This is a genomic window from Thermonema sp. (assembly GCF_026003375.1).
Lineage (GTDB): Bacteria > Bacteroidota > Bacteroidia > Cytophagales > Thermonemataceae > Thermonema > Thermonema rossianum.
On record NZ_BPHD01000001.1, the window covers coordinates 117,514 to 130,610 of the forward strand.

Consider the following 13,097-nt stretch of genomic DNA (forward strand, 5'->3'; position numbering starts at 1 on the left):
ATGACAGATTACAGTTGTGTAACTGCTTTCTCTGCTTTGTTATCGAGTGCTTCTTTTTGTCATTTCGAACGCATGTGAGAAATCCATTTTGCTGCTTGTGGCTTGGTGCAATGAGAACTCTCACTCGCTGCACTCATTCGAGATGACAGGTTGCGCTTCGTGCTGTATAGCAATGGGCGCCAGCAACTCCTGCCCGAATGGTATGGAAGTTCTTGTTTGCACTACTCTATTACCAAGCGTTGGGTTAGTACCGGGTGTCCCGTTATGCTTACTTTTACCAAGTAAGTACCCGCCGGCAGGGGGCGCTCTTTCCTTTCAAATGTTATGCTTCCGAAATGAGCTATCCGGCTGAAGCTTCGCTCCAGCATCAGCTTGCCATCGCTGCTGATAATCTGCAGCCGGGCATTTTTACCGCGCAGTTCCTTGCCCCATTCAATGAAAAGCACATCTTGGCGTTGGTCATAAGGGTTGGGATAGATACGAAATTCGCTCTCGGCAATATCGTATTCTTTGGAGCGTAGAATATCTTTTTCTATGACTTCGGCAGCACGCTGTGCATGTGGGAGACCATAGCCGTAGGTGAGGTCAGGCGAGGAGCTGCGGTCGCCCGACAAGCGCACGGCCGTGCGCAATTGTTCGGGCGTAAGTTGCGGATAGGCTTCATAAAGGCAAGCTATCATGCCGCAAACAGTAGGTGAGGAGAAGGAGGTGCCGTTGGAACTGCCCACAAAGCCATTTTTTACGACGGTGGTGTTATAGCCTACGCCCACCACGTCGGGTTTAATGCCGGGATAAAATTCCGGTCCTCTCGAGCTGAAGTAGGCGATATGCCCTTTGTCGTCGATGGCACCTATAGCCAATGTGGTGGGGCTGTCGGCAGGGGCTGTGATGTACTTCCATGGGTCACTGCCTTCATTGCCCGCACTGTTGACAACCAGCATGCCTACTTCGGCAGCTATGTTGGCGGCACGCGTGATGACGGTCGTCTTGCCGTTGAGGTCCTCTTGCGAGTAGCTCATGTTGGGGTCATCGAAGAGGCTGTAGCCCAAGGAAGAGTTGATGAGGTCGGCGCCCAGGCTGTCGGCATATTCGGCTGCTCGCAGCCAGTTGTATTCTTCGATGCGGTATTCGCCGGATACGTCTTCTGTGCGCAGCAAGGCAAAGGACGCTTTAGGGGCAGAGCCTATCATCCATCCGGGCTTGTAGGCTGCCATACAGGACAGCACCATGCGCCCGTGAGAGTCATCTTCATATACCATGGTTTCGCCCACCACGAAGTCATAGGTGGCCACGATGCGCCCTTCCTGAAAAAGATGCTCGAAGAAGTCAATCTCATCGACATTATGGAAGCCGGTATCGAAGATGGCAATCAATATGCCGCTGCCCATTTTGCCCTGCATATGCAAGAAAGGCACACCAAGCATTTGGTTTTGCGTGAGGGCTTTGCCATACTCGGCAAGGTCTTGCGGTGGCACGACCGCTTCGACGGAGGCAGAGGCGCTATGCTGTTTTTTCTTGCGCACTTTGGATAGTCCCGGTGGGTCAACGATTTCGCCGGGGCGCAAATAGTCGATACCTTCGATATCGACAAAGGTAAGCTTTTCTATTTCGGTGAGTTGATCGCTGGTGCAGCCTACTACTACACCATTGAACCATTTGCTTGCATAGCGCACTTGGGCGCCGGTACCGGCTACTTGCTCTATGTAAGCAGGTGAAACGGGCAAGTCACGCTCGGTGATGGGAATGCCCAGTTTTTTTCGCCGGTTGATGGCTCTTTCCGAAAGGAAGGCTTCCGGTTGTGTTACGCTGTAAGGGGTATTGCTTTTGTCGGTAAAGGGAATGAAGTAATAATTGATGTTCGAGTTGCTTTGGGCATAAGCGGCACTGCTGCCGGCAAGCAGCCAGCAAAGTCCCCAAAAGAGGCTAAGGAACGGCAGCCCTCGTTTGATTATCCATCGCTTGCTTTCCATAATCCACTAATTTAAAATGAACGATAAAGCCGAAATCTATCACGCCTTGCCCGGTATAAGGCGGGTCTGTTTTATAACGCAGATTTTCTTCATAACTTTCTATCATACCAATATCCTTGCCATAGTAGCGGTAGCTGTATTCTTTAGTGACGAGGTTGGAGTCGGCTGCTTCCAGCACACGCAAGGCAGGACTGTATTGGACGCCTTCTACCAACCGGCTGACATTGAAAGAGTCAATACGGGCAAGGCGTTCGGGCAAGCTGTTATACACATTCATATTCCAACTTCTGCCTTGTTCCAAAGGGAAAGCAAGACGCACAAAAGGGCGGTTGTTTTCAACCGATACCACATGCTGCGGAAGACGGTAGGCCGCCCATACGGAGTCTATTTGCCAGCTGCCGTTGGGGTATTGGTTCGATAAATAACGCTCTATTTCAAAGATGGTATCTTGTTGTTCTGAAAGATAGGTGCGGGCAATCAACTCTTTCAAATAGTAAGTGCTTTGGGTTGTACCGCCATTGGAGGCATAGTCTGTGCGTTCTACCAAATAAATGCGATAGAAGCCCGTTTCCAGGGGGTAATAATCATAGCCCAGCAAAGCGGGGACGGGTTCCACCGTCCGCTCGCATGCTGAGCACCAAAGCAAAACAATGGCTGTCAAAAGAAAAAAACGCTTTTGTCTCATTCAATGAAAATATTGAACCGTGTTAAGCCATAATATACAAAATTTTACCGATTGCTGCGAAATGCCAAGACAGGAATGGGCGAGTGCATCACGACTTCTTTGGTCAAACTGGGTAAAAACAGTTTTTCCAGGAAGCTGCGTTTGTGTGTCAGCATGGACAAGAGGTCAATGTTTTCTTTTTCGGTAAATTCATTAAGCCCTTTGTCAAAGTCTTCGGTTGTTACTTTATGTACATAAAGATGCGGGTAAGCAATGCGTTCTTTTAGAATTATCTCAAATCCACGATAACGAATGAGCTCTTCAAAATCATCGAATTCGGGCTCTACAAAATGCACAACGTGAATCTCGGCGCCAAATATGAGTGCAAACTCGCGCAGGCGGTCAATGATTTCTATGTCGTGAGATTCGTAATTGCTGGCATAAGCCAGGCGTTGAATCTGCGAGATGCGTGCTTGCGCGGGCACAGCCAGCACAGGGCAGGCAGCATGGTTAAGCACGGCCGCGGTGGTGCTTCCAAAGACTACATTTTCAAAATCCGAAGTGCCTTTGGTGCCCATGACAATCAAATCGAAATCCCGGGATTGATGAGTAATGTAGTTTTTTACATCGCCCCGGTGCGACACGGTTTCTACGGTCAATTGAGGGTGGGCTTGCTTGATTTTAGCTTGCAAGTCCGCCAAGTTCTTTTCTGAATCTTCTTTCAGTACTTCATAGATTTTATTCGATGCCATCATAGACTCACTGGTGCGGTAGGGAATGTGGTAGGCATGAAGCAAGATAAGGGAAGCACCGGAGCGTTGAGCTATGAAAACGGCAAAGTCCAATGCTTTTTGTGCGTGCTCTGAAAAATCGGTGGGTACCAATATTTTTTTCATGGTTTGTACTATATTTAGTTTTTCTTTAAAGATAATGAATTGATCGGTATGTAAGCAATGACCAAGCTCAAAAAACGTTTTTTAAACAAAAAGTGCATCTATGACTTTATTGCAAGCAGAACACATCAAAAAAGCATATGAGGGGCATGTAGCCCTTGACGACGTGTCGCTAACGGTGCCCCATGCTTCTATTGTAGGCTTGTTGGGACCGAATGGCGCCGGCAAAACTTCTTTGATTCGCATCATCAATCAAATTATTCTGCCCGATGCCGGCCGGGTGCTTTTTGATGGGCAGCCTATGGAAAGGCAGCATTTGGAACAAATGGGGTATTTGCCCGAAGAGCGGGGGCTGTATAAAAAAATGCAGGTGGAAGAGCATTTGTTGTATTTGGCTCGTTTAAAAGGGCTGCCGGCCAAAGAGGCAAAGCAAAGAATCAGGCATTGGCTGGAGCGCTTCGAACTGATGAAGTGGCGCAATAAGAAAGTGGAAGAGCTGTCGAAGGGAATGCAGCAAAAGGTGCAATTTATTGCTACGGTGCTGCACCGCCCGCGCTTGGTGATTTTAGATGAGCCCTTTTCGGGCTTCGACCCCGTGAACGCCGAAATAGTCAAAGATGAAATCTTAGAGCTGAACCGGCAGGGCACAACCATTATGCTTTCCACACACCGCATGGAGTCAGTTGAAGAGCTCTGTAAGCATGTGGTGATGCTGCATGCTTCGCGAAAAGTGTTGGATGGTTCGACGCGCGAAATTCGCCGGCGTTTTAAGGAACACGTGTTCGAAGTACACATGGCTGCCGACATAGAAGCCTTGCCGGAAGGCTTTAGCCTGTTGGATAAAAAAACGGTAGAAGATGGCTTGTGGGCGTACCGCATTCAGGGAGCGGAGCATTTGCCCCCCAATGACCTTTTGCGCTTTCTTATCGATAAGGGGCAAGTGGTTCACTTCGAAGAAGTGCTGCCTTCCATGAAGGACATCTTCATTAAGTTGGTTTCTTAGTTTACGACTCAAACAAATACAAAGATATGTTAGGAAAAACAGGCATAGTTATTCATCGCGAATTTAGCACACGTGTGCGCACCAAAGCTTTTTGGATATCCACCTTTTTGACCCCTTTGCTCATTGTGGCTTTGATGGTTCTGCCGCCGGTGTTGTCCATGATGTATGCCGACTCGGAGGGGGAAGCATTGCGCGTGATGGTGCTCGATGAAAGCAACTTGCTGCAAGGGCAAATCGATACCTCCAAAAGCCTTGTTTTCAATATCATAGAAGGTGATTATAAAGAACGTGTCGCGCAATTCAAGGAATACGATAAAGCCGACGTGTTTGTGTATCTGTCTGTCCGGCCCGCAGAACCGGCACAGCCGGAGGTGAAAATCATTTCTAAAAAAGCACTTTCGTTAGCCGAAGAAAGCAGCATTGTGAAAGCCATTCAGCAGCGTATAGAAGAAATCAGACTGTTGGAGGCGGGTATTCGCGAAGAGGTGCTTGCGCAAAGCAAGGTGAAATTGCGGGCTCATACGCTGGTGCTTTCCAAAGAAGGGGAGGAAAAGGCAGCCAATTCCGGTGTGCTTTTTGGCATAGGTATGTTTCTTTCATTTGTGATTTACCTTTCTATTTTCATCTATGGCGCTCAGGTGATGCGGGGGGTTATCGAAGAAAAGACCAACCGCATTGTAGAAGTGATTATTTCCACTTTGCGCCCCATAGAGCTGATGATGGGCAAAGTATTGGGCATTGGCTTGGTAGGCTTGCTTCAGTTTGCTTTGTGGATAGTGCTCACCATTGTGCTGGTGCAGGTGGCCACGTTCCTGATGCCTGCCGAATGGACAACCGCCATGCAGAACAATGCACAGGGTGGGGGCGCAGCCATGCCCGAAGCTTCGCAAGTAGCTGCCGGGAGCATGGGGGCTGTATTCCAAACCATCATGGATTTGAACATAGCACAGGTGGTATTCGGCTTCTTGTTTTACTTTCTGGGCGGCTACTTTTTGTACAGCTCTCTGTTTGCCGCAGTGGGGGCTGCCGTAGATAGCGAATCTGACGCGCAGCAGTTTACTTTGCCGGTTACCATACCTTTGATTTTGGCTTTTATCATGGCTCAAATCGTGTTGAACCATCCCGACGGGCAGTTGGCTTTTTGGTTGTCCATGATTCCGCTTACTTCGCCCATTATTATGGTGGTGCGCTTGCCCTATGGAGTGCCGGGCTGGGAGCTGATTACGTCCATGGCTTGCATGGTCGTAGGCTTTTTGCTGGTTACGTGGCTGGCAGCCCGCATCTATCGCATCGGGATTCTTTCTTATGGTAAAAAGCCGTCTTATAAAGACTTGTGGAAGTGGATGATAAGAGGGTAGGCAAAGCCCGCGGCTTTCTTTTGTCGCCTTTTGCCGGGAACCCTTGCCGTGAATGCTACGTATGTAGTCGAAAACAGAAGAGTATCATTTGCAATAAAAACAATACGCTATGCTTAAAGAATTCAAAAAATTCATCATGCGCGGCAACGTGCTTGACCTGGCTGTTGCCGTCATTATTGGGTCTGCTTTCAATAAAATAGTGAGCTCACTGGTCAATGACCTGTTGATGCCGCCCATTGGCTTGTTGCTGGGCAATACCAATTTTGCCGATTTGAAGTGGACGCTCAAGGAGGCTGCCGGTGAGCAGGCTGCCGTTACGCTTAACTATGGGGCTTTTATACAAACCGTTGTGGACTTTCTTATCATTGGTTTTTCGGTGTTTGTGATAGTAAAGGTTTACAATCGCTTTCAGAAAAAAGAAGAGAAGGCAGCCCCACCGCCCAAACCTTCCGAAGAGGTGTTGCTGTTGCGTGAAATACGGGATGCTTTGAAAAATAAGGCATAAAAAAGGGGATGGTTAACCATCCCCTTTTTTTATGAAAAGCAGTTGCATGACTTAATGCACATCTGCGCCCGTAAGCTCTTTTTCAAGTGCATCTGCTTTCTGGGCTATTTCAATGATGATATCCTTAATGATGTCGCGTGTAGCATGCTCTACAAGCAGAGAGGCTGCCAACTGAATGTAACCGTCTTGAATAATGACCTTGGAATAAACCAGTTCACGGTTTACTTCCAAGCAATGCCGGTAGTCTATGCCGGGCGCATCTGCATCACACACGCGGGAAGCAAATTCAATGGTTTTACTTCCATTCCCATTGTCGAGCAGGTAGGTCGTAATGTTTTGATAACGCCCTTCGTCTAAGGGAATGGTCGCAATAATGTTGTTGTCTGAATAATCGAGCGTGTTTCCGTTCAACTCTTCGGTGATGCTGCGTATGGTTCTTTCTAATGTTGCCTTGTCCATAGTTCTTTAAAATTTTAGGTTTAGGGAGAATGAGCGAATCTCTTTTTTTAATTTTTCTACGTATTCTAATGTAATAAAAATTAAGGAATTGTGCAAATGGATAATTGACTGAAAATTTATTTCTTTTTCTTATCCGGTTAAGAAGAGTTTCTCTTCTTTTTATTAAATTCCAAAGAAAGCCAAAAGGTAAATGCTTATGTTGAAAAAAATACTGGTTCCGACCGACTTTTCAGATTATGCCACACATGCCCTGAGGGGGGCATTTCGCTTGGCAGAAAACACCGGTGCCGAGGTCATTATTTTGCATGTGCTGGAGGTAGTGCCTACTACTTTTTACGCCCCCTCCGTTTTTACCACCGAGAACAATTTGATTGAGCAGGAGCTGCATCAGCACATGGTAGAGCGGGCGCATGATGAACTCACGCGTATCTTGGCAAAGATGGGCGAGGAGAAACAAAAAGTAGCCCACCGGATAGTAGTGGAGGTGGGGCGTGCCTACCCCATCATTATGGAGTATGAGAAAGAAGAACAGCCCGACTGTATCATGATAGGCGGGCGAGGCGCCGATGCTTTGGAAGGCACTTTGATTGGCTCTACCACCGACAAGGTAGTGCGCCATGCTTCTTGTCCTGTGTTTGTGATTAAGAGCGACTTTGACCCGCAGCGCGTGCGTAAAATGGTTTTTGCTACCGGCTTCGATGAGGAATCGGAGGTGGCCGTGAAAGAGTTGAAGTACTGGCAGGAAGTGTTGAAGGCAGAACTGCTGTTGTTGCGCGTGAATACGCCTACCGACTTCATGACCAGCCGGGAGATAGAGCAAGCCTACCGCCGCTTTGTAGAGCACTATGGCTTGCACGCCGGCCTTCACGTGTATTGTGATGTGAGTCAGGACGAAGGCATTGTGAACTTTGCAGATGATGTGCAGGCAGATTTGATAGTGGTGCCTACACATCAACGCCGTGGTATCTCGCATCTTTTCCTGGGAAGTATTGCCGAAGATGTGGTAGAGCATGCCCACCGCTCGGTGCTTACCTTTAACTTGAAAAAACGGAAGGGGCACCATTAGTCATACAGCAAAGCGTTGTCGCTGCCAAGGTTGATTTGCATAGCTCGGCTTTTTTTGTTACCCAATAAAGAGAAACCAAAAACAACCTTGGCATGCATTGGATTGATATCACTATTTTTTGCTTGTATCTTTTGGCTATGTTGGGCGTGGGCATTTACTTTTCCATGCGCAACCACTCACAAGAAGATTATTATGTGGGCGGGCGAAAGATTGCTTCCTGGCATATCGGTCTGTCGGTGGTGGCTACCGATGTGGGCGGTGGCTTTTCCATAGGACTGGGCGGGCTGGGTTTTCTCATGGGCTTGGCCGGCAGCTGGATGCTTTTTACCGGCTTGTTGGGCGCATGGCTCAGCGCCGTTTTTTTGATTCCCAAAGTGTATCCGGTAGCTAAAAAACACCGTTTTTTGAGCTTTCCCGAGGTGTTAAAGCACTACTACACCCCTGCGGTGGCATTGGTGGCGGCAGCCATTTCTTTGATAGGCTATATAGGGTTCACCAGCTCGCAGATATTGGCGGGCGCCAAGCTGGCCGCAGCTACTTTCCCTTCTATAGACATGCAACAGGCCGTATGGCTCATGGGCAGTGTTGTGGTGGTTTATACCGTCTTGGGTGGGCTGAAAGCAGTCATTTATACCGACACGGTGCAGTGGATTATTTTGATGGCCGGCCTGCTGCTGTTCGGTATTCCTTTGGGCATCTATCATCTGGGCGGCTGGCAGCAGGTAGTCAAAACACTGCCCCCACACTTTATGGATTTGTCGAATCTGCAGTTTATCGATTTTTTTAACTGGCTGATTACCATCGTGCCCATTTGGTTTGTGGGCATGACACTCTATCAACGTATTTATGCGGCTCGCAGCAGGCAGTCAGCTCAAAAGGCATGGTTTATTGCCGGTTTGTTTGAATGGCCCTTGATGGCTTTCATGGGCGTGATGCTGGGATTGTTGGCACGGGCAGCCTATGAGCAAAATTGGTTTGCTGATTATGGATTTGCTGCCGGCATGCCTATCGACGAAGAAATAGGGTTGCCCTTGTTGCTTGTACACGTTTTCCCGGTGGGCTTTATGGGCTTGCTGATGGCTTCTTATTTTTCTGCCATTATGTCCACGGCTGACAGCTGCCTGATGGCTGCTTCGGGCAACTTCGTCACCGATGTGATGGGGAGCACCCAAGCCAAAGAGCATAAACACAGCATCCGTTATTCGCAGTTGGCTACCTTGCTGATAGGGGCGTTGGCTGTTTTTTTAGCCACCCAAATGCAAAATGTGCTCAGCTTGATGCTGCATTCCTACAGTTTCATGGTTTCGGGCTTGCTGGTGCCTGTTTTGGGCGCCTTGTTCTTGAAGCGTCCGTCTTCTTTGGCGGCCATGGTGTCTATGATTCTGGGCGGTTCAACCACGCTGCTGCTGTCCTATTTTTCTGAAGCCGGCATGTTATTACTACCTTGGGGGTTGGATGCCAACTTTTGGGGAATTGGCGTGGCAGCACTTGCCTTTACTCTTTTACATTTCATTCACCTTTCAAAGCACAAAACACCACATGAACAGTATCGACACCACTAAGCTCATCCGTATGCGGCGCATGCTGCATGCACACCCCGAACTGTCGGGGCATGAGCGGGAAACACAAGGACGCATCAAGCAGTTTTTAAATACAGAGACACACGCACAATGCATAGACGTAGCCGGTACCGGCCTGTTGGCTGTTTTTGATAGCGGCAAAGAAGGGCCTGTCGTGCTTATTCGCGGCGATATAGATGCCTTGCCTATCGAGGAAATCAATGACTTTGAGCACCGCTCTGTCTATGAGGGCGTATCGCATAAGTGTGGACACGACGGGCACACAACCATCTTGTTGGGCTTGGCTATGCAGTTGAGCGCCCGGCCCTTGCCTAAGGGAAAGGCACTGCTGCTCTTTCAGCCGGCAGAAGAGAACGGAATGGGGGCAGAGGCAGTATTGCGTGACCCGGCTTTTCCTGCCGGTGAAATAGATTACGTCTTTGCATTACACAACCTGCCCGGCTTCGAAAAGCAAATGGTAGTTGTCAAAGAAGGGGCTTTTACTGCCCATGTGCAAAGTGCCATCATTTGTTTGAAGGGAAAAACTTCGCATGCGGCAGAACCGGAGCATGGCATCAATCCTGCCCCCGCCATAGCTGCCCTGTTACAGTATGCACAGCAGCACACCCATAACGAACCCGCCGCCGATGACTTTTTTTTACTTACCCCCGTCTATGCCACCTTGGGGGAAAAAGCCTACGGTATTTCGGCAGGTTATGGTGAAGTGCATTTGACTTTAAGAAGCTGGTCTTCGGAGCTCATGAAGGAAAAAAGCGATGCTTTGCATGCTTTTGTAAAGCAACTGGCTGCTGCCTATGGTTTGAAATATGAGCTGTCCTGGACACAGGTGTTTCATGCCAACCATAACCATCCCGGCGCAGTGGCAAAGGTGCGGCAGGCAGCGCAAACAGCCGGGCTTCAGCTCATGCAAGCGGCGGTGCCCTTCAAATGGGGCGAAGACTTCGGTTTGTTTACCCGTTGCTACAAAGGTGCTATGTTTGGCTTGGGCGCCGGCAAGGAAACGCCGGCTTTGCACAATCCGGATTATGACTTTCCCGATGAGTTGATACCTGCCGGCGTGGCTGTTTTTGAGCAGATCGTCCGTCAAACAGTGGGCTTATGATGCCGGAAGCCACTTCTTATATAGAGATTTCGCGCTCTGCCATAGCCAACAACATGGCATTTATACGGAACATGATAGGCGAGCAGGTACAGCTTTCTTTGGTGGTGAAGGGCAATGCCTATGGGCACGGCATTGAAACCTATTGCCCCTTGGCTTACGAGGCGGGCGCCAGACATTTTAGTACCTTCGACGCCCGGGAGGCTTGGCAGGTGCAACAGTCTTTGCCGGCAGGGCATCAGGCTGTCATTATGATTATGGGGATGATAGAGCACCACGACCTGCCTTGGGCCGTAGAAGAAGGTATAGAGTTCTTTGTTTTTGAATGGGGACGGCTGGAAGCAGCCCTTGCCGCAGCTAAAAAGACGGGACGGGCTGCCAAAATACACGTAGAGGTAGAAACGGGCATGCACAGGACAGGATTCGAACAAGAGGAGCTCAAGCGCGTTTTTCGTTTTATCAAGGCGCATGCCGTGTATTTACACCTGCGGGGCGTATGCACGCACCTGGCAGGCGCCGAGAGTATTGCCAACTATAAGCGCATAACCGACCAACAAAAGCGGTTCAAAAAAATAAAAGCCTGGGTAGAGTCTTTGGGTTTTTCGCCTTCTCCTGCATTTCATATGGCAAGCTCGGCGGCTACTATCCGTTATCCCCGGACGAGGCTCGATATGGTGCGCGTGGGCATCATGCAATATGGCTTTTTTCCCACGGAGGAAATATGGGTGCACTATTTGAGCAAACAAAAGAGCTACGAAAACCCTTTGCAGCGGGTCATCAGCTGGAAAAGCCGCGTGATGGACATCAAAGATGTGAAGACCGGCGAGTTTATCGGATACGGCAATTCTTTCTTTACCAATAAACCCACACGCATAGCCATTGTGCCGGTAGGCTACGGCTATGGCTACAGCCGCTCGCTCAGCAACCGGGGAAAGGTGTTGATTGGGCAAACCCGCTTGAATGTGGTGGGTACCGTGAACATGAACATGATAGCCGTGGATGTAACTCCTTTGGATAAGGTGCAAAAAGGGCAGGAGGTCGTGCTCATAGGCAAGCAGGGCACGCAAGAAATTACCGTTGCTTCCTTAGGCGATTATAGCCGCCTGCTTAATTATGAACTATTGGTACGCTTGCCCCACAGCATTCCCCGCCGGGTTGTGGACTAAAAGCCTTAAGTCTTTTTCTTCTTTTTCTTGGCAGCAGGAAAGAGCACATTGTTCAAGATGAGACGGTAACCGGGTGAATTGGGATACAGGCTCAGGTCGGTAGGCTCTTCATACACAAAGTGTTGATAATCTTCGGGGTCATGCCCACCGTAAAAGGTCCAGAAGCCTTTGCCATATACGCCGTGAATGTAACGGGCTTCGCCAATGGCTTTGTTTTCGCCCATGATGACTACATCCGGTTTAATGAGCTGCTTTTTGTAAGCGGTGGTTTGTCCCATAAAACCTTTGATGACATGCACGTGATTTTGTGTAAGCATGGTAGGCACAGGGTCCCATTTGGCAGAGAATTGAAAGAGCGTAAAGTAATCGTTTTCTTCGGTTACGCCACGCTCGTAGCTTTGATTGTCTATGTTCGAATACTCATACTGATAAGGGTTCATCACCAGGGTAAAGTTGTGGAACGCAAAGCAGTTTTCGAAATGGAGCTTCGATTGGGCATTCGGGTCGGCCGGGTCCCCGTCATACATCGACTCGCAGATATCGACCCCTTCGGCTGCCAGTGCAATGTCGTAAGTATCGGTAGCCGAGCACATGGCAAACAGAAAGCCACCGCCGGCCACATACTCTCGAATGCGCTTGACCACTGCCAACTTGAGCTGCGACACCTTCTTAAAGCCATAGCGGCGGGCAGTAGCTTCAAATTCTTTCTGTTGCTGAATGTACCACGGTTGGTTACGGTAAGCCGCGTAGAATTTGCCGTATTGCCCGGTGAAGTCTTCATGATGCAGGTGCAGCCAATCGTATTCCACCAGCTTGTCTTGCATGACTTCGTCGTCGAAGATGACGTCATACGGAATTTCGGCATACGTCAAAACCAAGGTGACGGCATCGTCCCATGGTTGTTTGCTTTTGGGTGAATAGACGGCAATTTTAGGGGCTTTTTCCAGCTTCATCACATCCATATTGACATCGGGCCGGCTAATCAACGCAACGATTTCGTTGTATTCGGCTTCCGATATGATGCGGTAGCTTACATTGCGCGACAGCAGGCGGTTCTCCACGGCGGTGGCAGCCGGCAATACGAAACTGCCGCCTTTGTAGTTGAGCAACCACTCGATTTCAAACCCTTGTGCCAGCACCCAGTACGCAACGCCGTAGGCTTTCAGGTGGTTCTTCTGTGTTTCGTCCATGGGCACAAAAATGCGGTTGGCGTAAGCAGTGGTTTGAAGCAACAGCAGACATACCCACAAAAGCCGGCGCACCATACGATGATTGTATAAAGAAGACAAGCGTATTATCATTGCTTTTTATTTTTTACAAAAGAATATATCATT

Annotated in this window: 12 protein-coding genes; 7 read left to right on the forward strand and 5 right to left on the reverse strand. The window is 49.0% G+C overall.

The window, feature by feature from the left end:
• Window positions 1-221 precede the first annotated feature (221 nt).
• Genes QVE43_RS00515 through QVE43_RS00525 form a run of 3 tightly spaced genes read right to left on the reverse strand, consistent with a single transcriptional unit; the run spans window position 222 to window position 3,530 of the window.
• On the reverse strand, window positions 222-1,970 hold the full coding sequence (locus QVE43_RS00515; RefSeq protein WP_288003744.1) for a S8 family serine peptidase: 1,749 nt from the start codon (window positions 1,968-1,970) through the stop codon (window positions 222-224).
• Window positions 1,924-2,655 (reverse strand): hypothetical protein, encoded by a 732-nt coding sequence (locus QVE43_RS00520; protein WP_288003746.1) that lies wholly within the window; start codon window positions 2,653-2,655, stop codon window positions 1,924-1,926. Before QVE43_RS00520 ends, QVE43_RS00515 begins: the two co-directional genes overlap by 47 nt.
• A gap of 44 nt (window positions 2,656-2,699) precedes the next feature.
• Window positions 2,700-3,530, reverse strand: a complete 831-nt coding sequence (locus QVE43_RS00525) for a universal stress protein (RefSeq protein ID WP_288003748.1) — start codon at window positions 3,528-3,530, stop codon at window positions 2,700-2,702.
• Window positions 3,531-3,630: 100 nt separating this feature from the next.
• Here QVE43_RS00525 and QVE43_RS00530 point away from each other — a divergent pair, with 100 nt between their 5' ends.
• From QVE43_RS00530 to mscL, 3 genes are all read left to right on the forward strand, one after another.
• Complete coding sequence (locus QVE43_RS00530) at window positions 3,631-4,530, forward strand: ABC transporter ATP-binding protein (protein ID WP_288003750.1); 900 nt, start codon at window positions 3,631-3,633, stop codon at window positions 4,528-4,530.
• Window positions 4,531-4,556: 26 nt separating this feature from the next.
• Window positions 4,557-5,888, forward strand: a complete 1,332-nt coding sequence (locus tag QVE43_RS00535; RefSeq protein ID WP_288003752.1) for an ABC transporter permease — start codon at window positions 4,557-4,559, stop codon at window positions 5,886-5,888.
• 109 nt (window positions 5,889-5,997) lie between these two features.
• Entirely contained in the window at window positions 5,998-6,393 is a 396-nt protein-coding gene (gene mscL / locus QVE43_RS00540) for a large-conductance mechanosensitive channel protein MscL (protein ID WP_038030785.1), read from the forward strand.
• Between the two features lie 51 nt (window positions 6,394-6,444).
• Here the strand turns inward: mscL and QVE43_RS00545 are convergent, their stop codons facing one another.
• Window positions 6,445-6,852, reverse strand: coding sequence for a hypothetical protein (locus QVE43_RS00545; protein ID WP_038030788.1), 408 nt, complete (start codon window positions 6,850-6,852; stop codon window positions 6,445-6,447).
• A gap of 196 nt (window positions 6,853-7,048) precedes the next feature.
• Between QVE43_RS00545 and QVE43_RS00550 the strand changes: the two genes are divergently transcribed.
• From QVE43_RS00550 to alr, 4 genes are all read left to right on the forward strand, one after another.
• A complete protein-coding gene (locus tag QVE43_RS00550) occupies window positions 7,049-7,918 on the forward strand; it encodes a universal stress protein (RefSeq protein WP_288003755.1) in 870 nt (289 codons plus the stop codon).
• A 92-nt stretch (window positions 7,919-8,010) separates the two neighbouring features.
• Window positions 8,011-9,480, forward strand: a complete 1,470-nt coding sequence (locus QVE43_RS00555; protein WP_288003757.1) for a sodium:solute symporter — start codon at window positions 8,011-8,013, stop codon at window positions 9,478-9,480.
• A complete protein-coding gene (locus QVE43_RS00560) occupies window positions 9,458-10,600 on the forward strand; it encodes an amidohydrolase (RefSeq protein ID WP_288003759.1) in 1,143 nt (380 codons plus the stop codon). The genes QVE43_RS00555 and QVE43_RS00560 overlap by 23 nt, the downstream gene beginning before the upstream one ends.
• Window positions 10,597-11,763 carry an alanine racemase gene (gene alr, locus QVE43_RS00565; protein WP_308445285.1) on the forward strand — a complete coding sequence of 389 codons (1,167 nt, stop codon included), beginning with the start codon at window positions 10,597-10,599 and terminating at the stop codon, window positions 11,761-11,763. Before QVE43_RS00560 ends, alr begins: the two co-directional genes overlap by 4 nt.
• Window positions 11,764-11,768: 5 nt before the next feature.
• Here alr and QVE43_RS00570 read toward each other — a convergent pair whose 3' ends face one another.
• Window positions 11,769-13,028 (reverse strand): asparagine synthetase B, encoded by a 1,260-nt coding sequence (locus QVE43_RS00570; protein WP_288004794.1) that lies wholly within the window; start codon window positions 13,026-13,028, stop codon window positions 11,769-11,771.
• Window positions 13,029-13,097: the final 69 nt, after the last annotated feature.